Raw genomic sequence first — 23936 nt, 5'->3', positions numbered from 1 at the left:
CCACCTGTTGCCGACAAGGAGCAACGAATGCACTTCAGACGAGCAATGGCGCTCGGCGCGCTGTGCGTGGCCCTCACCGGCCTGCTCTCCCCGCCCGCGAGCGCGACCACCGAAGCGACGACGTTGTCCATCAGCCAGCTGGTGCAGGAGCAGAACCAGTGGTGCTGGGCCGCGAGCGGCCTGACCATCGCGCGGTTCCTCGGCTACGGCACGAGCACCAGCCAGAACACCTTCTGCGACTACTCCCGCGGCTACCCGGCCGGTTCGCAGTGCCCCAACCAGCCCGGCGAACTGACGTACGTGCAGCGCGGCTACCAGGCGCTCGGCCTGCGGCCCGGCACGGTCACCGGCGCGCTCAGCTTCGCGTCGGTGCAGAGCGAGATCACCGGCCGCCGTCCGATCGAGACCGGCATCTACTGGACGGCGGGCGGCGGGCACGCCCAGGTCATCTACGGCTACGACGCCAGCGGGCTCGTCTACTACGGCGACCCGTGGCCGAGCAGCCAGCGCTACAGCGCGATGGCGCACTCGAGCTACGTGAGCAACGGGCAGTTCCAGTGGGCGCAGTCCCTCTACCGGATCGGGGCGTGACCGTGAACCTCTTCCGTGGACTCGTCACGCTCTTCGCGGGGACGGCACTGGTGCTGGGCTTCGGCGGCACGGCGTCGGCTTCGACGCCGTCGTCCGACGAGGTCGCCGCCGCGGTCAAGTCGGCGGACGCCCAGCTTTCGGCGTTCTTCGGCCAGCTCGACCGGCGGGCCGGCGTCGCGCGCGCCGATGTCGCGCAGGCGCCCAAGGTCGACAGTGAACCGCAGAGCGTCTATTCGCTGGATCCCGCGTTCGTCGCGGGGAAGCCGGGCGCGAAGCCCGCGTCGTTCGCCTACTACGCGGTGAAGGCGCAGGCGTCGACCGGGCGGCAGGCCACCGTGTGGGTGACTCGCGACGCGGCCGGGCTGACCGCGACCAACTTCACGACCGGCACCGAGGAGCTGACCTACCCGGCGCAGGCGCACGGGGACCTGGTGTTCACCGAACCGCAGGTCAACGCGTGGTACCGGGTGCGCGACGGCCGCGTGCTCCCGCTGAACGACCCGGCCCGCCAGCGGGTCGGCGAAGGGGTCGCGGTGGCGGCGTACCAGCAGCTGGTGCACCGCCTGTACGGCGACAAGCTGCCCGGTTCGGCTTACCGCGACCAGGGCAAGCTCGGCGGGTACGACCTCGCCGCGGCACCGCCGGCGGCTCCTGCGCCGGGCACCGGTTCCTGGCCGTTCGCCGCCGGTGGAGCGCTGCTGGCGCTCGGCTTGATCGGCTGGGCCACCGGCAAGGCGGCGCGCGCCCGCCGCTGACGCCGGGAGGGTGCGGCCCGGGAGACCGGACCGCACCCTCGTGGCTCGGGTCAGGGCACGCGCTCGGGCTCGCGGTCCGGCTCCGGGGTCGCCAGGATCTTGCGCTTCTTCAGGCGGAGCAGGAAGAACACCGCCACCGCCGCGAGGACGCCCACCGCGATCAGGCCGCCCGTGTTGAGGGCGCCCTCGATGCGTTTCGCCGCTTCGCCCAGCGCCGCCCCGATGCCGATGTGGACCAGGGACCAGCAGAAGGCGCCCGCCGCCGCAGCGGGGAGGAACTTGCGGAACGGAAGGCCCGACGTGCCCGCCGCGGCCGGCGTCAGGGTGCGGATCACCGGCAGGAAGCGAGCGAAGAACACCGCCCACGCGCCACGGCGTTCGAGGACTCCGGTGGCTTTGTCCCAGGCGTCGAGGCCGTACTTGCGGATCAGCTTCGTCTCGCGCAGGCGCGGCCCGAAGCGGCGGCCGAGGAAGTAGCCGAGCGCGTCGCCCGCCGTCGCGCACACGGTCACCACCGCCCACAGGGCGAGGAAGCGCGCCACGGTGTTCGCCGTCGTCGCCGCGATCAGCAGGCCGGATTCGCCGGGGGCCAGGAAACCCAGGCCGATCGTGCATTCGGCGAACACCAGGCCGCCGGTGGCCGCGACGAGCCCCGGTTCCGGGAGTCCTTGCAACCAGCTGAGGAGGTCCGAAACCAGGGCCATGCCGCCACTTTACCGATCCTTTAAGGATGGTGGGGTGACGTGTGTCACCGGGCGAGCAGCGACGCCGCTTCCTGCGCGGCCGGGCCTTCGGCGGTCAGGTGGGCCAGGTTCTCCGGCAGGTCCTCGCCGCGGTGGGCCTTCGTCTGGGCGTACAGGCGTCCCGCGCGGTACGACGAGCGCACCAGCGGCCCGGCCATCACACCGGCGAAGCCCATCGCCTCGGCAGCCTGCGAATGCTCGACGAACTCCTCCGGCTTCACCCAGCGGTCCACCGGGTGATGCCGCGGCGACGGACGCAGGTACTGCGTGATCGTCAAGATCTCGCAGCCCGCGTCGACCAGATCCTGCATCGCCGGAGCCACCTCGTCCGGGGTTTCGCCCATGCCCAGGATCAGGTTCGACTTCGTCACCAAACCGGCCTCACGAGCCTTCGTGATGACCTCCAGCGAACGCGCGTACCGGAAACCGGGGCGGATCCGCTTGAAGATCCGCGGCACCGTCTCCACGTTGTGCGCCAGCACCTCCGGCCGCGACCCGAACACCTCAGCCAGCTGGTCGGGGTCGGCGTTGAAGTCCGGGATCAGCAGCTCGACACCGGTGCCCGGGTTCAGGTCGTGGATCTGCCGGACGGTCTCGGCGTACAGCCAGGCGCCACCATCGGACAGATCATCGCGGGCCACGCCGGTGACGGTCGAGTACCGCAGACCCATGGCCTGCACGGATTCCGCGACCTTGCGCGGTTCCGTGCGGTCGAGGGCCGCGGGCTTGCCGGTGTCGATTTGGCAGAAGTCACACCGGCGCGTGCATTGGTCGCCACCGATCAGGAACGTGGCTTCCCGGTCTTCCCAGCACTCATAGATGTTGGGACAACCGGCCTCTTCGCACACCGTGTGCAGACCCTCGCGGCGCACCAGGCCCTTGAGTTCGGTGAACTCCGGCCCCATCCGCACCCGCGTCTTGATCCACGGCGGCTTCTTCTCGATCGGCGTCTCACTGTTGCGAACCTCGAGACGCAGCAGCTTCCGGCCTTCAGGCGCAGCACTCACGCCTCCAACCGTACGCCCGTCCGGGCTAAGCGGGGTCGGGGGTGACGCCGGTCAGCTTCGCCGTGACGTCCCACAGCGCGGCCCCCAGCGACTCGCTCAGCGCGGGGGTGAGGGGACGCGCTTTCACCGGGTACCCGCGCACGCCGCCGAGGCCGCCGGGGGCGATGTAGTCGCCGCCTTCGACGCCGTCCGCCGTGGCCGCGTACAGCTGCGGGAGCGCGCCCTGGCGGACGTTCTGGGCGAACAGGGCCTCGCCGATGCGGTGGCCGCCCGCGATGACGCCGCGGACGACCGGGTTCGTGTACGAGCGGGCCATGCCGCTGCCGAGGCCGGTCGCCGTGTAACCCGGGTGGGCGGCGACGCTCAGGATGTCCTCGCCGGCCGCGCGCAGGCGGCGGTCGAGCTCCAGGGCGAACACCTGGTTCGCGAGCTTCGACTGGCCGTACGCGGTCGCCGGGTTGTAGCGGCGGTGCTCGCTGTTGGGGTCTTCGAGGTCGATGCGGGCGCCGGTGGCGGCCAGGCTCGACAGCGTGACGACGCGGGCGTGCGTCCCGCCGCGCAAGGCGGGCAGCAGCAGCCACGTCAGCGCCGCGTGGCCGAGGTAGTTGGTGCCGAACTGCAGCTCGAAGCCGTCGGCGGTGCGGCCGCGGGCGGTCGCCATCACGCCGGCGTTGGCGACCAGGACGTCGAGGACGTCACCGGTCCGTTCGCGTACCGACGCGGCGGCCGCGCGCACCGAGGCGAGCTCGCTCAGGTCCAATGGGATGAGCTCGGGTTCGGCGCCCGCGGCGGCCGCGCGGACCTGGTCCAGTGCCTTCGCGCCGCGTTCGGGCGAACGGCAGGCGAGGAACACGCGGGCCCCCTTGCCCGCGAGCACCTCGGCGGTGCGGAGACCGAGCCCGGAGTTCGCCCCCGTGACCACGACGTTCCGGCCGCTCTGATCCGCGATGTCGTTCTCGGTCCACCGTGTCATACGTGTTCTTTACACCGTTCACGCACTCGGCGCGAGCAGCCGGCGAAGGTGTCCCATGACCGGGCGACGCCGGACGGGCTCCTCGCGGCTGGTGTGCAGCAGCGCTTCCAGCGCGTGGCCCACCTTGACGATCTCCTCGGCCGGCTCGCGCGGGTCGGCCAGCCCGGCCGTGACGGCGAGCATCCGCAGCTCGCCCTCGTGCATCCGGCGCAGCGACGCGTACCGCTCGTACGCGCCGTCGAGGACCGCGCGCAGGTCGGCGTGCTCGTCGACGGCGGTGCGCCAGGCGCGGGTGACGGCGTCGACGTGGTCGCCGAGGCCGTCGGCTTCGTCCGGATCGGCGACCTCGGCGCGCAGCCGGCCGCCGAGCGTGCGCGTCCACTGGTACTGCAGGGCGGTGAGGATGTTCTCTTCGGTGCCGAAGTGCTCCTCGGCCCCCGGTACTTCTTCGAGCGGCAGCGGCGCGCCCGGGTTCCGGGCGGCCAGGCGGACGGCGGCTTCGAGGATCTCCTGCCGCCGGTAGAAGTCTGTCCAGCTCATGGTGTGGCTCCCCTTCCGTGGCCCGGGTCATACCGCGGGTCTGCGGCATACTCCCGGTACGGACCTGACCCGGCGAACATACCATGAGTATGGAGAGATCCTCCGGGCGTAAAGTTGTGAAGGTGGCGACAATGAGGTCCAGACGACTCGACTACTCCGAGTCGACGCGGTCCGCGCTGGTCGACAGCGCGGTCGAACTGTTCACCAAACGCGGCTACGCGGGTACCTCGCTCGACGAGATCGCCAAACGCGCCCGGGTCACCAAGGGAGCCCTGTACCACCACTTCAGCGGCAAGCAGGCGCTCTTCGAGGCCGCGTTCGACCAGGTCGAGAGCCTGGTCTACGACCGCCTCGACAAGATCATGACCGGCGAGGGCACGCCGTGGGAGCGGGCGCTCGGCGGGCTCAACGCGTTCATCCGCAGCTGCCTCGACCCCGCCTACCAGCGGATCGCCATCCACGAGGCGCCGGTGGTGATGGGCTGGGAACGCTGGCGCGAGGCCGAGGAGCGGTGCAGCTTCGGGCTGGTCCGCTCGGGCCTGCAGTCGCTGATCGACGCGGGCGAGGTCGAGCCGGTCCCGGTGGAGGTCACCGCGCGGCTGCTGTTCGGCGCGCTGTCCAGCGCGGCGACCGAGATCGCCAGCTCGCCGGACCCGAAACGGGTCGGGGCCGAGATCGAGGATGTGATCGTCCGCATGCTCGTCCGGCTGCGGCGGACCGAGCAGGACGGCGCGGAGGTCTCCCCGTCGATAGGCTGACGGCGTGGACTTGAGGATCTTCACCGAGCCCCAGCAGGGGGCCACCTACGACGACCAGCTGCGGGCCGCCAAGACCGCCGAAGCGGCCGGCTACGACGCCTTCTTCCGCAGCGACCACTACCTGAAGATGGGCTCGGCCGACGGCCTGCCCGGCCCGACCGACGCCTGGATCACCCTGGCCGGCCTGGCCCGCGAGACGACCCGGATCCGGCTCGGCACGCTCGTCACCGCGGCGACGTTCCGGCACCCCGGGCCGCTGGCCATCTCGGTCGCGCAGGTCGATCAGATGTCGGGCGGGCGCGTCGAGTTCGGGCTCGGCTCCGGCTGGTACGACGCCGAGCACGAGGCGTACGGCCTGACGCTGCCGCCGCTGAAGGAGCGCTTCGACCGGTACGCCGAGCAGCTCGAGATCGTCACCGGCCTGTGGAAGACGCCGGTGGGCTCGACGTACTCCTTCGCCGGCCAGTACTACACGCTGACGGACTCGCCCGCGCTCCCGAAGCCGGCGCAGCAGCCGGCCCCGCCGGTGATCATCGGCGGTGGCGGCAAGAAACGCACGCCGGCACTGGCCGCGCGGTTCGCCGACGAGTTCAACCTGCCCTTCGCCGACGCCGAGACCGCGGCCGCGCAGTTCGCCCGGGTCGAGGAGGCGGCGCGGGAGATCGGCCGCGACCCGAAGGAGATCCTGCGGTCGGTGGCGCTGGTGATCGGCGTCGGCCGGACCGAGGAAGAGGTCGAGCGCCGGGCGTCGGTGCTCGGGCGCGACGTCGCCGAGCTGCGCGCGAACGGCCTGGCCGGGACGCCCGCCGAGGTCGTCGACCGGATCGGGCAGTGGCGGGAGAAGACCGGGATCACCCGGCTCTACCTGCAGCTGCTGGACATGCGGGACCTGGACCAGATCGAGCTGATCGCGTCGGAAGTCGCCCCGCAACTGGACTGACGCCCCAAGTCCGTGAATGCCACATTGAGGGACACTTGGTCCCTCAATGTGGCATTCACGTCTTTCAGTTCTGCAGGGCGAAGGTGACGCCGGGGGCCTGCGGGGCCTCGGGGCGGGGGAGCCAGCGGTCCTCGCTCACCGGCAGCTCGCCTTCCAGCGCCGCCAGGACGGCGTCGCGGGCCAGCGGGAGGACGGCCTCGACCGTGACGTCGCGCTGGAGCTCGTAGGACAGCGACGTCACGCCCGCGTCGCGGATGCCGCAGGGGACGATGGTGTCGAACGCCGCCAGGTCGGCGTTGCAGTTCAGCTCGAAGCCGTGCATCGTCACGCCGCGCTGGACGCGGATGCCGATGGCCGCGATCTTGCGCTCGATGCCGCGGTCGTCGGCCGGGATCCACACGCCGCTGCGGCCCTCCACGCGGCCGCTGGCCACGCCGAGCTGGTCGCACACGTGGATCAGGGCCTCTTCCAGCCGCCGGACGTAGTGGACGACGTCGATCGGGTCGGCGAGCTTCACGATCGGGTAGCCGACCAGCTGGCCGGGGCCGTGCCAGGTGATCTTGCCGCCGCGGTCGACGTCGATCACCGTGGTGCCGTCGGCCGGGCGGTCGGCCGGCTCCGTGCGCTTGCCCGCGGTGTACACCGACGGGTGCTGCAGCAGGAACATCGTGTCCGGCGCGGTGCCGTCGGCGCGCTCGGTGAGCCGGCTGCGCTGGAGCTCCCAGGCTTCGGTGTAGTCGATCGTGCCGAGCTCCCGGACGTCGACGGGCTCGGTGCTGGCGCGGCAGGAGGTGCGGGAAGAACTCACCCGTCGAGGCTACGCCCGTCACCCGGGGGAAGCAGCCGCAAGGCGCACGCTGAGAGCAGCCCGACACCGGTCACCGCCAGCACTGCGCCGATCGTGTCCGACACCCAGTGCACGCCGAGCACCACGCGGCAGGCGGCGCTGAGCACGACGGCCACCGCGGAAGCCAGCAGAACCCGCTTCACCAGTCGGGGCCACAGCCACGCGCACAGCAGCACCAGCGTGAACCCGGTGCTCGCCACCGCCGTCACGTGCCCGCTCGGGTAGCTCAGGTCGGGGTAGTCGCGCGGGCGTTCCCGCAGGAAGAGCGGCTTGAACACCACGCTCGTCAGCCGGCACAGCACCAGCACGACGGCCAGCCGCACGCACAACCCCGTGTGCTCGCGCTGCCGCAGCGCGAGGGCCACCAGTGCCGTGCCGAGGACGAAGGGGAGCACCGGGCCGAGGACGTCGCTGCCGAGCTGCGCCACTCGTCCGAGCGGCTGCGTGTAGACGCCGTGGAGGGCGCTCGCCACCTGGGAATCGAGGGTCAGCGGCTGCCGCGAGACGCCGAGCCCGAGCGCGACGAACGCCGCCGCCAGCGCGAGACCGACGACGAGCCAGCGCTTGAGCGGGACCGTCATGCCGCGGCGAGCGCGCTGTCCAGCGTCGGGTGGCGGAACGCGTACCCGGACCGCTCCAGCACGGCCGGGACGGCCCGCTGCCCGAACAACGCCATTTCCTCGCCGGCCTGGCCGAGCACGGCCTTGAGCGCGAACCCGGGCACCCACCACGGCGCCGGGCGGTGCAGCGCACGGCCGACCGCGCGAGTGAACTCGGCGTTGGTCACCGGGGCCGGCCCGGTCAGGTTCACCGGGCCCGAAATGTCGTGCGTCACGACGTGCACGATGGCGCCGACCTCGTCGTCGAGGGCGATCCACGGCATGTACTGGCGGCCATCGCCGAGCCGCCCGCCCAGGCAGAGCTGGAAGAGCGGGCGCAGGGTGCCGTAGAGCCCGCCTTTCGCGGACAGCACCAGCCCGGTGCGGATGTTCACCACCCGCGCGTCCCCGGCCGCCGCCGTCGCCGCTTCCCACTTTTCGCAGAGCTCGGCGAGGAAGCCCTCGCCACGCGGGGCGGTTTCGTCCACAGTGGACGATCCAGGGTTGCCGTAGTACCCGACGGCGGAAGCGTTGACGAACACGCCGATCCCGTGTTCGGCGACGGCTTCGGCCAGCACCTCGGTCGGCTCGACGCGGCTGTCGGTGAGCTCCTGCTTGCGCATCGCGCTCCACCGGCCGGGGAACAACGGTTTCCCGCCCAGGTTGACGACGGCGTCGACGCCCTCGAAGGCGCCGTCCGCGATGGTCCCGGACGGCGGGTTCCAGCGGAATTCGCCGCCGCCGCGCGCTTCCCGCCGCACCAGGCGGCGGACCTCGTGCCCGTCGCCCAGCAGGCGCTCACCCAGCGCCGACCCGATCAAGCCGCTCGCTCCGGCGATCAGTACTCGCATGCCCCGATCGTTGCGCATCCGCTGCGCCACCGCACTCCCGGACTCACTCACGGGGCCCGGAAAGCCGTGAAGGCCTCCTTACCGGCGTTTATGACCGGTAAGGAGGCCTTCACGGACTGCGGAAACCTCAGAGGCCGAGTTCGCCCTCGAAGTTGCCCTCTTCCAGGCGCTGCTTGATCGTCGTCAGGAAGCGGCCCGCGTCGGCCCCGTCCACCAGGCGGTGGTCGTAGGTCAGCGGCAGGTACGCCATCGACCGGACGGCGATCGTGTCGTTGCCGTCGGCGTCCGCGATCACGACCGGGCGCTTGACGACCGCGCCGGTGCCGAGGATGCCCGACTGCGGCTGCACGATGATCGGCGTGTCGAACAGCGCGCCGACGCTGCCGATGTTCGTGATCGAGAAGGTGCCGCCCGACAGCTCGTCCGGCTTGATCTGGCCCGACCGCGCGCGGCCCGCCAGGTCGGCGATCCGGTGCGCGAGCCCGGCCAGGCTCAGCTCGCCCGCGTCGTGGATCACGACCGAGAGCAGCCCGCGCTCGGTGTCCACCGCGATGCCCAGGTGCACGGCGCCGTGGTAGGTGATCTCCTTCGTGTCCTCGTTGTAGGACGCGTTGACGTTCGGGTGCTGCTTGAGCGCCTCGACCGTGGCCTTCGCGAAGAACGGCAGGAACGTCAGGTTGACGCCCTCGCGCTCCTTGAAGGCCGCCTTCGCGCGCTGGCGCAGCTTGGCGATCTTCGTGACGTCGACCTCCTGGACCTGCGTGAGCTGCGCGGCGATCTGCAGCGACTCGCGGGTCTTGGTGGCCGTGATCTGGCGGATCCGGCTGGCCTTCTGGACCGTGCCGCGCAGCGCGGCGAGCTCCGGCGAAACCGGGGCCGCCGGACGCGCGGCCGGCGCCGACGGGGCGGCAGCGGCGGCCGGGGCAGCCGGGGCAGCCGCGGCGGGCGCCGGAGCGGCCGCCTTCTGCTTCTCCTCGGCCGCGGCCAGGACGTCCTGCTTGCGGATCCGGCCGCCGACGCCGCTGCCGGTCAGCGACGCCAGGTCGATGCCGTGCTCGGTCGCCAGCTTGCGGACCAGCGGCGTGACGTACGGGCCGTCCGCCGAGCCGTCCTTCGCCGCGGCGGCCGGAGCCGACTCCGTGGCGGCCGCGGCCGGGGCGGCCTGCGGCTTCGGTTCCGGCTTGGGCTCGGGCTTCGGCTCGGGCTTGGTCTCCTGGACCGGCTCGGGCTTCGGTTCCGGCTTGGGCTCGGGCTTGGGTTCCGGCTTCGGCTCGGCCTTCGGTGCCGCGTTCGCGTCACCGATGACGGCCAGGACGCCGCCGACCTCGACGGTCTCGTCCTCGCCCGCGCGGATCTCCAGCACCGTGCCGGCCACCGGCGACGGCACCTCGGTGTCGACCTTGTCGGTGGAGATCTCGAGCAGCGGCTCGTCGACCTCGACCGAGTCGCCGACCGCCTTCAGCCAGCGCGTGACGGTGCCTTCGGTGACGCTCTCGCCCAGCTCGGGCAGCTTCACCTCGGTGCCTTCGCCGCCGGCGGCCGGCGCGGTGTCCGGCTTGCTCGGGGCGCTGTCCTGGGCCTGCGGCTCAGGCTCCGGCTGCGCGGGCGCCGGCTCGGACTTCTCCTCCTGGGCCGGGGCCGAGGACTCGGGCACCCCGCCCGAGCCGTCGTCGATCACGGCGAGCTCGCCGCCGACCTCGACGGTCTCGTCTTCCTGGGCGCTGATCTTCACGACCGTGCCCGCCACCGGGGACGGAACCTCGGTGTCGACCTTGTCGGTCGAGATCTCGAGCAACGGCTCGTCGACCTCGACGGTGTCGCCCTCCTGCTTGAGCCACCGGGTTACGGTGCCTTCGGTGACGCTCTCCCCGAGCTCCGGCAATGTGACGGAGTAGGCCATCGTTCGCTGACTCCTCTTCCAAGTTCTGCGTGGTCTGGATTCTGCTGGTGGGACGTCAGCTGTGCACGTGCAGCGGCTTCCCCGCGAGGGCGAGGAACGCTTCACCGAGGGCCTCGGTCTGGGTCGGGTGGGCGTGGATGAGGGGTGCGACGTCCTCGGGGAAGGCTTCCCAGCTGTAGATCAGCTGCGCTTCGCCGATCAGCTCGCCGACGCGGTCGCCCACCATGTGCACGCCGACGACCGGGCCGTCCGGCGCCTTGACGAGCTTGACGCCGCCCGAGGTCTTGAGGATCTGGCTCTTGCCGTTGCCGCCGAGGTCGTAGGTGAACGTCGTGACGTCGGCGCCGTACTTGTCCTTGGCCTGCGACTCGGTCAGCCCGACCGACGCGACCTCGGGGTGCGAGTAGGTGACCCGCGGGATGCCGCTCTCGTCGATCACGCGCGGGTTCTGCCCGGCGATCTCCTCGGCGACGAAGATGCCCTGCTGGAAGCCGCGGTGCGCGAGCTGCAGGCCCGGGACGATGTCGCCGACGGCGTAGACGTTCGGCAGGTTGGTGCGCAGCCGCTCGTCGGTGAGGACGAAGCCGCGCTCGATCTTGACGCCGGCCTCCTCGTAGCCGTGGCCCGCCGAGTTCGGCCCGCGGCCGACGGCGACCAGCAGCAGGTCGGCCTCGAGGGTCTCGCCGGATTCCAGCGAAACGCTCACGCCGTTGTCGTCCTGCTTCGCGCCGGTGAACCGCACGCCCGTCTTGAAGGCGATCTTGCGGCGGCGGAAGGCGCGCTCGAGCTGCTTGGACGCGAACTCGTCCTCGTTCGGGACCAGCCGCGGCAGGGCCTCGACGATGGTGACGTCGACGCCGAAGGACGCCCAGACGCTGGCGAACTCGACGCCGATGACGCCGCCGCCCAGCACCACGACCTTCTTGGGGACGTAGTCGAGGGACAGGGCCTGCTCGCTGGCGATGATGCGGCCGCCGAGCTCCAGGCCGGGCAGCGTGCGCGAGTACGAGCCGGTGGCGAGGATGACGTTCTTGCCGGTGTGGCGGGTGCCGTCCACCTCGACGGTCGTGCCGCCGACGAACGTGCCGCTGCCCTCGACGAGGTTCACCTTGTGCGCCTTGGCCAGGCCCTGCAGGCCCTTGTACAGGCGGGCGACGATCCCGTCCTTGTACTTGTTGACCCCGGCGATGTCGATGCCCTCGAAGACGGCCTTGACGCCGACCGCCTCGGCTTCACGGGTCTCGTCGGCGACCTCGGCGGCGTGCAGCAGGGCCTTGGTCGGGATGCAGCCCCGGTGGAGGCAGGTCCCGCCCAGCTTGTCCTTCTCGATCAACGTGACGGAAAGGCCCAGCTCGGCCGCGCGGAACGCCGCGGCGTAGCCGCCCGATCCGCCTCCCAGGATCACGAGGTCGGCGGAGGTGTCGGTCACTTGTATAACTCCTCGGCAAGCAGTGGGGTGGTGCTCTGTCGTCGCCCGTGCGCGGTATAACCGCGCGCGCGACACCCGCCATCTTGTCACTACGCCGGATGGGGCTGCGACCTAGCCGGGTGTGCGACGCCGACCACACGCGGACATCGGGATAATGAGTGGCGTAGGTCTCGGGAGGAGAGGTGGTCGTGGTGGGGCTCTTCGACTCGCTGCGCAGGCGGGCCAAGGGTGGGCAACGGGCCGGCACGCTGCGGAAAGCCAGCTCGGAAGACACCCGGCACCTGGAGGAGTGGGTGGCCTCGAGGCACGGGGTGGAGGCCTATGTGGAGCCTCGGACCAATGTCACGGAGACCACTGTGGTGTTGATCGCCCACGACGGCGAGTGGACCCGGCGCCGCATCGGCAGCCTGGAGGCCGCGCAGCAGTTCGGCCACCGCCGGTCCATCCCGGTCTACGAGGTCGCCCGCGTCGGCTACCCGAAGCGGATGCGCGAGTACACCGAACGCAAGAAGCGCGGGCAGGTCTAAAGCTCGATCCGGCCGACGACCTCGCCGTTGTGGGTCTGGCCGGTCGGGCGGAAGCCCAGCTTGAGGTAGAAGTCCTCCGGGCCGCCCTCGGCCGGGATCCACAGCACGGTGGCGGCGTTCTGACCGCGCCGGCGGGCTTCTTCGAGGACGGTTTCGACGGCGAAGCGGCCGTACCCGCGGCCCTGGACGCCGGCGCCGACGTTCAGCCGCCAGATCCCGCAGCGGAAGAAGTCCAGCTCGGCGCTCGGGTCGAAGCCGCCCATCACGAAGGCGACCGGTTCACCGTCGTCGAGGATCAGCCGCGGCCAGGCGACCTCCGGCTGGGTGTAGGCCTCGGCGAGCGAGACGGCGACCGGGGCGACGAACTCCCTCTGGTGCGGCTCGACGGCCAGCTGGCACGCGGCGGCGACGTTGGCGGGGGTGATCGTCGCCGCGGTGAGGGTGGTCACCGGGACCAACCTAGCTGGCTTGGGCGAGCAGGGTGGCGTGCTTGACCAGCGCCGCGCGGAACGACGGGTGGACCGTGCTGCCGAGGACCGGGTCGACCTCGACGACGTGACCGGCCGAGAGCAGCAGCACCGCCGGGTCCGCCAGTACGACGACGCCGTTCTCGGCGCGCAGGTCCGCGGTGCCGAGCAGGCGGGGGAAGACCACGTCCGCGGGGAGGCCGTCGCAGGTGCGCAGGAACTCGCGGTGGTCCGGCGGCAGCTCGACGCCGAGCCGCAGCTCGGCCGACCGGATCGCGGCCTCCGACGCCGGGGGAGGGACGGCCGGGCCGCCGCGCAGGCGCACGATCTCAGCGATCAGCTCGGGCCAGCTGCCGAGGTCGGCCGGGTAGCGCTCGTGCAGGGCCGCGATGAGCGCGCCCGCGCAGGCCGGGGCCCAGTCCCGCAGTCCGAGCGGGTCCGCGCCCGCCACCAGCGCCGGGGCCAGCGCCCGCGTCGCCGCGAGGGTCGCGACGTCGGGGCGCGGCCCGGCGAGCGAAGCCCAGCCGGCGAGGTCGCCGTCGAGCAGGGCCGTGCGCACGCGGTCCGGGCGCGAAGGGGCGACGTGCTTGACGACCTCCGCGATCGGGCCCGGCGGGAGGACACCGTCGAGGTCGGACACCGGACGGCGCAGCGACGCCGTGTGCGTGCGCTCCTCGAAATCGAGATCCAGCGGCGGCAGCCCCTCCGCCCAGTCCGGCCGCGCACCGCGGGCTTCGAAGAGCATCGCCCACGCGCGGGCCCGCACCGGTCCGGCGGCCAGCGCGGCGGCCGGCCGTTCCGTGCGGGCCAGCCACTGCGCCGCCAGCCGGTCGGCCTCGCCGAGCGCGCCGGTGACGGCGAGCAGCAAAGCCGCGTAGCCGACCTGGTCGTCGACGCCCGGCTCGGCGGCGGTCAGAACGTCGCGGACCGCCGCCTCGAGGTACTCACCGGCGTCCATCCTTCGACCCTAGCCCAGTGCTTGCTTGGCTCCCGGGTGCAGCGGAACCGGGTCGGTCTGCGTGGCCAGCTGCTTGGTGATCTGCTTCGCCGCCGGGTGCACCTTCGCCAGTTCGGCCTGCTTGTCGAAGATCAGCTTCGTGATCGCGCACGCGTTGCCCGCCGGGAAGTCCTCGCGCACCAGCAGCAGGTTGGGCACCACGACCGTCGGCACGTCGGACGGCTGCGCGTAGGTCGCCTTCGGGATCACGGCCTGGTCGTAGACCGGGTTGACCTCCTTGAGCTTCGGCAGCAGCGGCGTGATGTCGAGGAACTTCACCTTGTCCTTCAACGCGGTCGTGATGTCGGTGATCTGCGCGGTCGGCAGGCCGCCGGACCAGACGAGCCCGTCGAGCGTGCCCGCCTTCATTCCGTCGGCGGTCTTGGCCAGGTCGAGCCGCTGCGCCTGGACGTCGGTGTCCGGCTTGAGGCCGGCCGCCTGCAGCAGGCGGTTCGCGATCACCTCGGTGCCCGACTTCGGCGAGCCCGTCGAGATCCGCTTGCCCTTCATGTCCGCGACGGAGTTGATGCCCGAGTCCGCGCGGACCAGCACCTGCGTCGAGTTCGGGTAGATCCGCGCCAGGGCCTGGACCTTCTGCGGCTTGCCGTCGAAGGAACCCTTGCCGTTCACCGCGTCCGCCGCGGTGTCGGCCAGCGAGAACGCGACGTCGTAGTTGCCCGCCACCAGCTGCTGGATGTTCTGCACCGACGCGCCGGTCTCCGCGGCCGTCGCCCGGAGCTTGGTGTTGGTGCTGATCAGCTGGGCCAGCCCGCCGCCCAGCACGTAGTAGACGCCGCCGCTGTTGCCGGTGGCGATGGTGATCCGGCCTTCGCCGGCTTCGCAGGACTGTGAACCGCCGGGCGTGGCCGAGTCCGTCTGCTGCTTGCCGCCGCAGCCGGTGACGGCCAAGGCGAGCACCGCGGCGGTGACGAGTGCGCGTTTCATGCTGTCCTCCTCTTGATCACGGCGTGGGCGAGCAGCGCGGCGGCACCGCACGCGGCGCCGATCGCGATCGGCACCGGCTCCAGGTAGAGCAGGCACAGCGCGGAGGGGACGAACAGCAGCCGCACCGGCAGGCTGACCGGCCCGAACAGCCAGCCCCCTGTCACCACCGCCAGCGCGGCGACGGCCAGCGCGGAGACCGCCGCCACCCAGACGACGGTCAGCGCGTCGGACTCCAGCAGCAGCGCGGCGCCGTTGTCGGTGAGCACGAAGGCGATCGGCACCAGGAACGCCGGGAGCGTGTACTTCCAGCACTGCCACATGGTGCCCAGCACCGAACCGCCGGTGATCGCCGCCGACGCGACGGCGGCGAGCGCGGTCGGCGGCGTGACCTCGGAAAGCACGGCGTAGTAAAAGATGAACATCGCGCGCTCGGCGTCGGCGACGCCCAGCGTCTCCAGCGCGGGGCCGATCACGACCCAGGCGATGATGAAGCTCGCGGTGACCGGCACGGCCAGGCCGAGCACGCCGACGGCGACCGCGGAGAGCAGCACGGTCAGGATGAGGATGAGCGTGCCGTTGTCGGTGAGCGCGCCGGCCAGCTCCACCAGCGCGTCCGCGAGTTCGAGGCCGAGCCCGGTCTTGGTGATGGTCGAGGTGATCACGCCGGCCGCCGCGCACACCGCGATCACCGGCAGTGCCCCGCGCACGCCCGCCGAAAGCGCGTCGACCATGTCCTTCGCCCACCCGCGGACGTCGTGGCGCCGGGCGATCAGCGCGAAGAGCGCGGCGACGCCGGTCGCGTAGACGACCGCGGCGAACGGCGGGATGTCGAGGGCGAGGAACACGACGATGATCGCCAGCGACAGGAAGTGGTAACCGCCGCGCAGCAACAGTTTCCACGGATCGCCGTGGGGGACCTCGACCGCTTCGGCCTTGAATCGCCGGGCGTCGGCCTCCATCGCGAACACGATGCCGAGGTAGTACAGCAGCGTCGGCACGGTCGCCCAGATCAGCACCTTCAGGTACGACGTCTGCAGGTACTCGGCGATGATGAACGCGGCGGCGCCGAGCGTCGGCGGGGAGAGGATGGCCCCGATCCCGGACGCGGCGAGCAGCCCGCCCGCGTTTTCCTTGGGGTAGCGGGCTTTCTTGAGGATCGGCCAGGTGATCGAGCCGAGGCTGACGGCGGTGGCGGTGCCCGAACCCGACACCGTGCCGAGCAGGAATCCCGACAGGACGGTGGTCCGGCCCGGTGCCGTCCGCGACTTCCGGAACGCGGCGAACGAGATGTCCACGAAGAACTGCCCGGCGCCGGAGGCGTTGAGCACGGCGCCGTAGAGGGTGAACAGCACGATGTAGCTGCCCGCGACGTCGAGCGGGGTGCCGTAGAACCCGCTCGCGTCGTTGAAGAGCGCGTTGACGATCTGGCTGAAGTCGATGCCCGCGTGCGCGATGCCCCAGTTCTGCGGGAGGAAGCCGCCGTAGTAGGCGTAGGCGAGGAAGAGCAGGCAGACGATCGGCAGCACCAGCCCGGTGGTGCGGCGGGTGGCTTCGAGGACCAGCACCAGCAGCAGCGCGCCGGCGACGACGTCCAGCGGGGACAGGATGCCTTGGCGGTTCAGGAAGTCGTCGTACCCGGCGAGCACGGGGTAGAGGCCGACGGCCAGCGCGACGGCGGCGAGCGTCCAGTCGGTCCAGCCGGGGTCGTCACGGCCGCGCAGCCGCGGGCGGTAGCAGAGGAAGACCAGCGGCAGCGTCACGCCGAGGAAGAGCACGAGGTAGAACTGGTTGCCCTTGGCGAAGGGGAAGAACACCTGCTTGAGCACCAGCACGGCGACGGCCAGCGCGACGAAGTAGACGACGCGGTCCGGGAGCCGGGAGAGCGTGCGCGCCGGGCGCTCTTCGTCGTGCTCGGCGGCGATTTCGGCGGGGGAGTCGCGGTCCACCGGCTCGGTCGTCACCCGGCCACCGTACGGTGTCGCGGATCACACCGAAACCGGCAAAGGGATCACCGGACCCAAGCGCCCCAATGTGGCGTTCGGTGCGTCAGACGCACCGAACGCCACATTGGGTGCGTCTGACGCAACCAACGCCACATTGGGGCGCTTGAGACTCAGCCGTTGGCGGCGATGTCCGCCAGGACCGCGGCGATCGTGCGGACCGGGACGCCGGTGCCGCCCTTGCCGGTGTAGCCCCACGGGGAACCGGTGTTGAACGACGGGCCCGCGATGTCGATGTGGACCCAGTCGAGGCCGTCGGCGACGAACTCGCGCAGGAAGATCCCGGCCGCGAGCATGCCGCCCCAGCGGTGGCCGGTCACGTTGGCCAGGTCGGCCAGGCGCGAGTCGAGGTCGGCGCGCAGCTCCTCCGGCAGCGGCATGGCCCAGCCGTTCTCGCCGGTGGCCTGCATGATCGCGGCGACGCGATCGCGGAAGTCCTCGGAGCCCATGACACCCGCGGTGCGGTTGCCGAGCGCGACGACCTGGGCGCCGGTCAGCGTCGAGGTCTCGATCAGGTAGTCCGGGTTCTCCTCGGCCGCGCGGACCATCGCGTCCACGAGCACCAGCCGGCCCTCGGCGTCGGTGTTGAGGACCTCGACGGTCTTGCCGCCGTACATGGTCAGGACGTCGCCCGGGCGGTAGGACGTGCCCGAGGGCAGGTTCTCCGCCAGCGGGATGTGCGCGACGACCTCCAGCGGGTACTTCAGCTTCGCCGCCAGCACCACGGCCGCGAGCACGCCGGCCGCGCCGGACATGTCCGAGGTCATGTGGTCCATGTTCGCGGCGGGCTTGAGCGAGATGCCGCCCGAGTCGAACGTGATGCCCTTGCCGACCAGCGCGACCTTCTTGGCGGCCTTGGCCGGCTTGTAGCCGATGCGCACCAGGCGCGGCTGGCGGGCCGAGCCGCCGCCGACGCCGAGGATGCCGCCGAAGCCCTTGCGCTTCAGTGCCTTCTCGTCGAGGACCTCGAACTCGAGGCCGTTGTCCTCGGCCAGCTTCTTCGCGCGGTCGGCGAAGGAGGCCGGGTACAGGTCGTTCGGCGGGGTGTTGATCAGGTCGCGGGCGGTCAGCACGGCCTCGGCGATGGACGTGGCGGCCTTCAGCGTCGCCTTGTGCTCGCGGGCGGTGCCGTCGGCCGGGCTCGCGAAGTCGACCTTCGCGACCGGCGCGTCACCCTTCTCGGAGCGGTAGGCGGTGAAGACATAGGAGCCCATGACCGTGCCCTCGACGGCGGCCTGCAGGTCGAGCTCGGACAGCGTCACGAGCGCGCGGTCGGTGCCGGCCAGCGCGCGGCCGGCGGCGCCCGCGGCGCGGCGGACCTGCTCGGGGGTGACGGCGTCGCCCGGCTTGCCCAGGCCGACGGCGAGCACGACGGCGGCCGGGAGCTTGCCCAGCGTCGGGACCTTGACGACCTCTTCGGCCTTGCCGCTCGCGCCGAGCGTGGCCAGCAGGTCGGCGAGGCGGCCGTCGAAAGCGGCGTCGACGGCGGCGGCACCGGCGGCGAGGACCGGGCCGTCCTCGCCCTGCAGGGTGCCGATGACGACCACGTCGGCGCGCGTCTTGGCCAGTGCCTCCCCGGTGTTGTCGGACAGGGCGAGCTTAGGCACGGTCACTTCTGGCTCCTCGCGCGTTCTCGGTGGTACCGGGCACCGGCCCGGCCGGGATCGTGAGCCATGCTAATGACGACGGAAGCCGGGGTGAACAGAGGGAGAGGGAGGACCGCGTGCGGCTGGGTGGCGGGCTGCTGGTGCTGCTGGCGGCGGGAGCGGCGGGCGCGGGCTGGTGGCTGCTCGCCGGGCTGGTGCTCGCGGCGGTCGCCGCCGGTGCGTCCGCGCGGGTGCCGGAACCGGGGGACGCCCTGGTCGACCGGGTCGTCGTGGCCCTCGCGCGGCTCGCCGAAACGACGGTCTACGCGATCGCGTTCGGGGCCTACGTCTTCCCCGCGCACCGCGAACTCGCCGCGGCGGCCTTCGTCGTCGTGGTCGCCGGCGCGGGGTTCGCCGGGCTGAAGGTCCCGACGATCGTCGTACGGATCGCGGGCGGGCTGCTGCTCGCGGCGGGGCTGGTGCTCGTCGTGGTGTGCGTCGCCGTGCCGCCGGTGGGGACGGCGGACGGCCTCCGCCCGCCGGACTTCGCGGGTGTCCTCGTCGCCGCCGTGCTCGCGCTGCCGTTCCTGCGGCCGCGCGGGCGGGAGCACGCGGGCCTGCGCGTTCTGCTGCTCGGCGCGGTCGCCGTGCTGGCGGCCTTCGCCGCGCTCTATCAGCTCGGCGCCGTCCGGCTCGGGCTGTCGCTCACCTCCCTACGCGACCTGCTCGCCGCCGCCGACGCGGACGCGCTGCAGCCCCTGCTGACCGCCGTCGCGGTGGTCGCCACGGTCGTCCCGGCGCTCGCCGCGGGCGTCGAAGTCCGGACGCGGGCGGGGGTGCCGGGGCTCGCCGGGCTGGCCGTCGCCGCGGTGGCCGCGTACTTCCTGCCGGTGCTGCCGGTGCTCGTCGCCGCGGGACTGGTCACCGTGACCGAGCTGCTACTGGGCGTACGCGCGCGCAGGTACAGTGGGGTGCGTGACTGATCGACGCTGGGGGCCGGGGCAGACGGTGGTCGAACGGTTCCACCGCCCGGACGGCTCGATCGGCCAGGTCCACCCGCTGCGCGTGCTGGAAGACGACGGCCGCGTGCTGCTCGCCTGGCTGCCGGCGGGCACGCCGATCGTCGGCAGCCGGCTCGTGGACGGGCGCACGATGGCGGAAGCACCCCTGGAACAGCGGTTCCGCATCCCGCGGGTGCCGGTGCCGGACTTCTGGCACCGCACGTCCACGCTGCGCCGCATCGCCGACGACGAATGGTCGTCGGTCTGGTGGTTCTTCGACGCCGAGGGCCGCTTCACGAACTGGTACGTCAACCTCGAGGTCCCGCTCGGCCGGAACCCGCTGGGGGTCGACCGGATCGACGGCGTGCTCGACGTCGTCGTCGACCGGGACGGCACGTGGCACTGGGACGACGAGGACGAAGCCGAGGTCGCGATCGACGCCGGACGGCTGACGCGGGAGCAGCTCGACCGGCTGCGCGAAGAGGGCGAGCGGATCGGCGCGCTGGCCGAACGCGGCGCCTACCCGTTCGACGGCACGGACACCGACTTCCGCCCGGACCCGGCGTGGCCGGCGCCGCAGCTGCCCCCGGGACTGCTGGCCGGGCTCAGCCCGCGGTCAGGAACAGGATCAGCGCCAGCACGACGTTGATGACGGCGAGGATGACGACCGACTTCGTCGGGATCACCTTCGGGAACACGGTCTTGCCGTGGATGCTCCGCCACCAGACGATGCCGAAGACGCCCGCGACGAGGCCGAGGAACCCGCCGAAGCCGCTGCTGAGCAGCGCCCAGCCGACCATGCCGAGCAGGCCGACGCCGAACGTCAGGAGCACCGCGGTGGCGAACGTCTTGACGTCGGCCCCGCCGGTCTTGGGCCGGGGCACCGGCTGCGTGGAGTGGTAGGTCACAGCGTCATAGTAGAGCCGTCACGGCGCGGGCGCGGGCGACCCGGAACACGAGGACATCCGACTAACGTGCGTCCGACCAAAGGGTATCGTCTAGCCATGACGACCACGACGCAGTTCGCCCCTGTCCCGCACCCGAGTCCTGCGAGCGCGGACCGTGTCGCGGAGGTACTGGAAGCCCCGGGGTTCGGTACATATTTCACCGACCACATGGTCACCGTGAAGTGGTCGAAGGCCGAGGGCTGGCACGACGCCCAGGTCGGCCCGTACGCCCCGTTCACGCTCGACCCGGCGACCTCGGTGCTGCACTACGGCCAGGCGATCTTCGAAGGCCTCAAGGCCTACCGCCAGCCGGACGGCTCGATCTCGTCGTTCCGCCCGGACGCCAACGCCGCGCGGTTCCGCCAGTCGGCCGAGCGGCTCGCGATGCCGCAGCTGCCCGAAGACGTCTTCATCGACTCGCTGCGCGAGCTCATCGCCGTCGACGCCCGGTGGGTGCCCACCCGCCAGGGCGATTCGCTGTACCTGCGGCCGTTCATGATCTCGACGTCGACCGGCCTGGGCGTCAACAGCCCGGCCGCCGACTACGTGTACACGGTCATCGCGTCGCCGGCCGGGTCGTACTTCTCCGGCGGCGTGAAGCCGGTGAGCGTCTGGCTGTCGACGGAGTACGTGCGCGCGGCCCCCGGCGGCACCGGCGCGGCCAAGTGCGCGGGCAACTACGCGGCTTCGTTCGTCGCGCAGGCGCAGGCCGTCGAGAAGGGCTGCGACCAGGTGGTCTGGCTCGACGCGGTCGAGCGGCGCTGGGTCGAGGAGATGGGCGGGATGAACCTGTTCTTCGTCTTCGGCTCGGGCGAGAACGCCCGCCTTGTCACCCCGGAGCTGACCGGCTCGCTGCTGCCCGGCGTGACGCGCAAGTCGTTGCTGCAGCTGGCTTCGCGGCTCGGCTACAAGATCGAAGAGCGCCGCATCTCCACCGACGAGTGGGAGAAGGCGTCGGCGTCCGGTGAGCTCACCGAGACGTTCGCCTGCGGCACCGCGGCCGTCATCACCCCGGTCGGCCACGTGAAGCACGCCGGCGGCGAGTTCACCATCGCCGACGGGCAGCCCGGCGTCCTCACCATGAAGCTGCGCGAGGAGCTGACCGGCATCCAGGAGGGCACCCGCCCCGACCCCGACCACTGGATGGTCAAGCTCGGCTGAACCCCAAGTCCGTGAATGCCACATCGAGGGACCAAGTGTCCCTCGATGTGGCATTCACGGACTTTCAGGAGGCGGGGGCGGTGATGAGGGGGCCGGAGACGCCGGCCTGCTCGTGCGTGGCCGTTTCGGCGAGGACGCGGGCGGCCATCATCAGCAGCGGGAGCGCGGTGACCGCACCGGTACCTTCGCCCAGGCGGACGTCGAGTTCGAGCAGGGGCCCGAGGTCCAGGTGCTCCAGCGCGAGGGCGTGCGCGGGCTCGGCCGTCCGCTGCCCGGCCACCCACCAGCGGCGCGCGCCCGGGGCGAGGTCTTCGGCGACGAGCGCCGCCGCGCACGCCACGAGCCCGTCGAGGACCACCGGCGTCCGCCGGACCGCGGCCTGGGCCAGGAAGCCCGCCATCGCCGCGATGTCCGCGCCCGCCGTCGTGCGCAGCAGGTCCAGGGGGTTGGCGAGGACCACGCGGGCCCGGCGCAGGGCGTCGCGGACCGCCGTCGCCTTGCGCATCCAGGCGTTGTCGTCGATGCCGGAGCCGCGCCCGACGACGGCGACCGGCTCGCTGCCGGTCAGCGCCGCGACGAGCACCGACGCCGGCGTGCTGTTGCCGATCCCGAGGTCGCCGGGGACCAGCAGGTCCGCCCCGCCGTCGACCTCCGCGTCGGCGATCGCGATCCCGGCGCGGACCGCCGCCTTGGCCTCGGCGTCGGTCAGCGCGTCTTCGACGTCGATCGAGCCGGAGCCGCGGCGGACCTTGAACTCGCCGATCGACCGGGTCGCCGGCGCCTCGGTGTCCACGGCCAGGTCGACCACGCGGACGCTCGCGCCCGCGGCGGCGGCCAGCACGTTGATCGCGGCGCCACCGGTCAGCATCGTGCCGAGCAGCTGCGCGGTGACTTCGGCGGGATAAGCCGAAACACCCTTCGCGGCGATGCCGTGGTCACCGGCGAACACGACGACGCGCGGCCGCGTGAACGGCCGCGGCGGCGACTGCCCCTGGCACGCGGCGATCCACACGCCGAGCTCTTCGAGCCTGCCCAGCGAACCCGCGGGCTTGACCAGCTTGTCGTGCAGGGCGATCGCCGCCGAACGGGCGTGGTCGTCGGGCGGGGTGATCTCGGGGAACTCGATGTTTTCCGGCTCCACACCAGGCCCTTTCTCGGTCCGCGGCAACGCTGTGGCCAACCTACCGGTGCGGGGGTCCCGGTAGTCTCGCGGCTCGTGGAGACGACGGCGGCCGCGGTGGTGCTGGCCAGTGGCGCGGGTACCCGCGTCGGCGCGAAGCTGAACAAGGTCTACCTGCCGCTGGCCGGGCGCCGGGTGGTGGCCTGGTCGCTGGACGCGTTCGCGCGGGTGCCCGGCATCGGCGTGCTGGTGCTGGTCATCCGGCCGCAGGACCGGGAACTCGCGGACGAGGTCCTCGCGGAGTTCTCCGGCGAAGCCGAGATCGTGCACGGCGGGGACACGCGCCAGGCGTCCGAGCTCAACGCGCTGCGCCACCTCGCCCCGCGGATAGCAGGCGGCCGGGTCGACGCCGTGCTGCTGCACGACGCGGCCCGGCCGCTGGTCCACCCACAGCTGGTCGATGCGGTGCTGGCCCGGACACGCGAGGACGGGGGGGCTGTGCCGGGCCTTGCCGCTGACGACGTCGTCGGGGTGGATGCCGGGCACCTGGTCGCCCAGGTGCCCGGCGCGATCCGAGTCCAGACGCCTCAAGGCTTCCGGGCCGGACCGCTGCTCGAGGCCTACGAACAGGCCGAGCGCGAGGGCTTCGTGGGTACCGACACTTCTTCGTGCATGGAGCGGTTCTCCTCCCTGCCGATCCGGTGGGTCCCGGGGGCTCCCGAGAACCTCAAGATCACGTACCCCCACGACCTCGTGGTCGCGGAGCGGTTGCTCGCCCGCTAAGCGCAGGCGGGCGGGCCGCCGTCGTCCCCTTCCGTCGTGCTCGTCGGCCGGATGGTGACGTCCTGCCGCAGTTCCGCCGGCACCCCGCAGTCCGGCTGCGGGCGCAGCGCCTGCAGCGGCGCGCCCGGGGTGCCGGGCTCCGCGAGGGTGAGCACCGCGCGGAGCGTCCACACCGGGGTGGCGTGGTACTGCCAGGTGACGACCCGCGGGCTGAACACGTCCGTGCCCGGGAAGGTCGGCACCCGGTAGGCGCTGGCCCGGTGCTCGTCGCGGAGGATGATGACGTCCGCGCACGTGGGCCAGCGGTGCACCGCCGCGTAGACCTCCGGGGCCTCGCGGCCGCCGAACAGGTGCAGCACCCATTTGCGGCGCCGGAGCTCCTCGAGGAGTTCCTCGAGGCCCTGGCCGCTGGATCCGGTGTGAGGTGTGGGCGGGGACACACTTTCGAGGGTAACTTGCGTACTAGAGC

26 protein-coding genes are annotated in these 23936 nt (G+C 72.0%); 9 read left to right on the top strand and 17 right to left on the bottom strand.

The features are described 5' to 3' along the window. Window positions 1–27: 27 nt before the first annotated feature. Entirely contained in the window at window positions 28–591 is a 564-nt protein-coding gene (locus H4696_RS22615; protein WP_086859019.1) for a papain-like cysteine protease family protein, read from the top strand. After that, entirely contained in the window at window positions 588–1346 is a 759-nt protein-coding gene (locus H4696_RS22610; protein ID WP_086859018.1) for a hypothetical protein, read from the top strand. The genes H4696_RS22615 and H4696_RS22610 overlap by 4 nt, the downstream gene beginning before the upstream one ends. 50 nt (window positions 1347–1396) lie before the next feature. Here the strand turns inward: H4696_RS22610 and H4696_RS22605 are convergent, their stop codons facing one another. The 4 genes from H4696_RS22605 to H4696_RS22590 are packed head-to-tail and all read right to left on the bottom strand — an operon-like array spanning window position 1397 to window position 4609. Further along, window positions 1397–2050 carry a DedA family protein gene (locus tag H4696_RS22605; RefSeq protein WP_086859017.1) on the bottom strand — a complete coding sequence of 218 codons (654 nt, stop codon included), beginning with the start codon at window positions 2048–2050 and terminating at the stop codon, window positions 1397–1399. Window positions 2051–2094: 44 nt separating this feature from the next. After that, window positions 2095–3096, bottom strand: coding sequence for a lipoyl synthase (gene lipA, locus H4696_RS22600; RefSeq protein WP_086859016.1), 1002 nt, complete (start codon window positions 3094–3096; stop codon window positions 2095–2097). A gap of 25 nt (window positions 3097–3121) precedes the next feature. Next, window positions 3122–4069: an oxidoreductase gene (locus tag H4696_RS22595; RefSeq protein ID WP_086859015.1), complete on the bottom strand. Its 948-nt coding sequence runs from the start codon at window positions 4067–4069 to the stop codon at window positions 3122–3124. 18 nt (window positions 4070–4087) lie between these two features. After that, window positions 4088–4609: a hypothetical protein gene (locus tag H4696_RS22590; RefSeq protein ID WP_086859014.1), complete on the bottom strand. Its 522-nt coding sequence runs from the start codon at window positions 4607–4609 to the stop codon at window positions 4088–4090. Between the two features lie 131 nt (window positions 4610–4740). Between H4696_RS22590 and H4696_RS22585 the strand changes: the two genes are divergently transcribed. After that, window positions 4741–5367, top strand: coding sequence for a TetR/AcrR family transcriptional regulator (locus H4696_RS22585; protein ID WP_086859013.1), 627 nt, complete (start codon window positions 4741–4743; stop codon window positions 5365–5367). Window positions 5368–5371: 4 nt separating this feature from the next. Continuing rightward, window positions 5372–6307 (top strand): LLM class F420-dependent oxidoreductase, encoded by a 936-nt coding sequence (locus H4696_RS22580; RefSeq protein WP_086859012.1) that lies wholly within the window; start codon window positions 5372–5374, stop codon window positions 6305–6307. 64 nt (window positions 6308–6371) lie between these two features. On the opposite strand, the gene lipB is transcribed toward H4696_RS22580, so the two are convergent. The 5 genes from lipB to lpdA all read right to left on the bottom strand — a co-directional run bounded on the left by lipB (window position 6372) and on the right by lpdA (window position 11933). Beyond that, window positions 6372–7115, bottom strand: a complete 744-nt coding sequence (lipB, locus tag H4696_RS22575; protein WP_192782481.1) for a lipoyl(octanoyl) transferase LipB — start codon at window positions 7113–7115, stop codon at window positions 6372–6374. Next, window positions 7112–7735, bottom strand: coding sequence for a phosphatase PAP2 family protein (locus H4696_RS22570; protein WP_192782480.1), 624 nt, complete (start codon window positions 7733–7735; stop codon window positions 7112–7114). Before H4696_RS22570 ends, lipB begins: the two co-directional genes overlap by 4 nt. After that, window positions 7732–8604 carry a TIGR01777 family oxidoreductase gene (locus H4696_RS22565; protein ID WP_086865527.1) on the bottom strand — a complete coding sequence of 291 codons (873 nt, stop codon included), beginning with the start codon at window positions 8602–8604 and terminating at the stop codon, window positions 7732–7734. Before H4696_RS22565 ends, H4696_RS22570 begins: the two co-directional genes overlap by 4 nt. Before the next feature lie 127 nt (window positions 8605–8731). Next, window positions 8732–10504 (bottom strand): 2-oxoglutarate dehydrogenase, E2 component, dihydrolipoamide succinyltransferase, encoded by a 1773-nt coding sequence (gene sucB / locus H4696_RS22560; protein ID WP_192782479.1) that lies wholly within the window; start codon window positions 10502–10504, stop codon window positions 8732–8734. Between the two features lie 55 nt (window positions 10505–10559). Beyond that, complete coding sequence (lpdA, locus tag H4696_RS22555) at window positions 10560–11933, bottom strand: dihydrolipoyl dehydrogenase (RefSeq protein ID WP_086859478.1); 1374 nt, start codon at window positions 11931–11933, stop codon at window positions 10560–10562. Window positions 11934–12115: 182 nt separating this feature from the next. Here lpdA and H4696_RS22550 point away from each other — a divergent pair, with 182 nt between their 5' ends. Next, window positions 12116–12460, top strand: a complete 345-nt coding sequence (locus H4696_RS22550) for an oxidoreductase (protein WP_086859477.1) — start codon at window positions 12116–12118, stop codon at window positions 12458–12460. On the opposite strand, the gene H4696_RS22545 is transcribed toward H4696_RS22550, so the two are convergent. The 5 genes from H4696_RS22545 to H4696_RS22525 form a co-directional block, all read right to left on the bottom strand. After that, window positions 12457–12909: a GNAT family N-acetyltransferase gene (locus tag H4696_RS22545; protein ID WP_192782478.1), complete on the bottom strand. Its 453-nt coding sequence runs from the start codon at window positions 12907–12909 to the stop codon at window positions 12457–12459. The genes H4696_RS22550 and H4696_RS22545 overlap by 4 nt on opposite strands. Before the next feature lie 10 nt (window positions 12910–12919). Then, complete coding sequence (locus tag H4696_RS22540) at window positions 12920–13885, bottom strand: SMI1/KNR4 family protein (RefSeq protein WP_086859475.1); 966 nt, start codon at window positions 13883–13885, stop codon at window positions 12920–12922. A 9-nt stretch (window positions 13886–13894) separates the two neighbouring features. Further along, window positions 13895–14869, bottom strand: a complete 975-nt coding sequence (locus tag H4696_RS22535; RefSeq protein ID WP_086859473.1) for a TAXI family TRAP transporter solute-binding subunit — start codon at window positions 14867–14869, stop codon at window positions 13895–13897. After that, window positions 14866–16830 (bottom strand): TRAP transporter permease, encoded by a 1965-nt coding sequence (locus tag H4696_RS22530; RefSeq protein ID WP_086859471.1) that lies wholly within the window; start codon window positions 16828–16830, stop codon window positions 14866–14868. Before H4696_RS22530 ends, H4696_RS22535 begins: the two co-directional genes overlap by 4 nt. Window positions 16831–16982: 152 nt before the next feature. Beyond that, window positions 16983–18482, bottom strand: a complete 1500-nt coding sequence (locus H4696_RS22525; protein WP_086859609.1) for a leucyl aminopeptidase — start codon at window positions 18480–18482, stop codon at window positions 16983–16985. Between the two features lie 110 nt (window positions 18483–18592). Here H4696_RS22525 and H4696_RS22520 point away from each other — a divergent pair, with 110 nt between their 5' ends. Then, window positions 18593–19438, top strand: coding sequence for a hypothetical protein (locus tag H4696_RS22520; RefSeq protein WP_086859612.1), 846 nt, complete (start codon window positions 18593–18595; stop codon window positions 19436–19438). Further along, the gene (locus tag H4696_RS22515) at window positions 19431–20105 is read left to right on the top strand and encodes a ribonuclease FAU-1 family protein (protein WP_192782477.1); all 675 of its coding nucleotides are present in this window, start codon (window positions 19431–19433) and stop codon (window positions 20103–20105) included. Before H4696_RS22520 ends, H4696_RS22515 begins: the two co-directional genes overlap by 8 nt. Here H4696_RS22515 and H4696_RS22510 read toward each other — a convergent pair. Beyond that, window positions 20062–20364, bottom strand: a complete 303-nt coding sequence (locus H4696_RS22510) for a hypothetical protein (protein ID WP_086859616.1) — start codon at window positions 20362–20364, stop codon at window positions 20062–20064. The genes H4696_RS22515 and H4696_RS22510 overlap by 44 nt on opposite strands. Window positions 20365–20460: 96 nt before the next feature. On the opposite strand from H4696_RS22510, the gene H4696_RS22505 reads away from it, so the two are divergent. Next, window positions 20461–21564 carry a branched-chain amino acid aminotransferase gene (locus H4696_RS22505; RefSeq protein WP_086859618.1) on the top strand — a complete coding sequence of 368 codons (1104 nt, stop codon included), beginning with the start codon at window positions 20461–20463 and terminating at the stop codon, window positions 21562–21564. A 64-nt stretch (window positions 21565–21628) separates the two neighbouring features. Here the strand turns inward: H4696_RS22505 and cobT are convergent, their stop codons facing one another. Beyond that, the gene (cobT, locus tag H4696_RS22500) at window positions 21629–22705 is read right to left on the bottom strand and encodes a nicotinate-nucleotide--dimethylbenzimidazole phosphoribosyltransferase (protein WP_086859620.1); all 1077 of its coding nucleotides are present in this window, start codon (window positions 22703–22705) and stop codon (window positions 21629–21631) included. A 75-nt stretch (window positions 22706–22780) separates the two neighbouring features. Between cobT and H4696_RS22495 the strand changes: the two genes are divergently transcribed. Next, window positions 22781–23467 (top strand): IspD/TarI family cytidylyltransferase, encoded by a 687-nt coding sequence (locus H4696_RS22495; protein WP_086859622.1) that lies wholly within the window; start codon window positions 22781–22783, stop codon window positions 23465–23467. On the opposite strand, the gene H4696_RS22490 is transcribed toward H4696_RS22495, so the two are convergent. Further along, window positions 23464–23907 carry a hypothetical protein gene (locus H4696_RS22490; protein WP_086859624.1) on the bottom strand — a complete coding sequence of 148 codons (444 nt, stop codon included), beginning with the start codon at window positions 23905–23907 and terminating at the stop codon, window positions 23464–23466. The genes H4696_RS22495 and H4696_RS22490 overlap by 4 nt on opposite strands. Between the last annotated feature and the right edge of the window lie 29 nt (window positions 23908–23936).

This window comes from Amycolatopsis lexingtonensis (genome assembly GCF_014873755.1).
Lineage (GTDB): Bacteria > Actinomycetota > Actinomycetes > Mycobacteriales > Pseudonocardiaceae > Amycolatopsis > Amycolatopsis lexingtonensis.
This window is presented reverse-complemented; position numbering and strand designations above follow the sequence as displayed.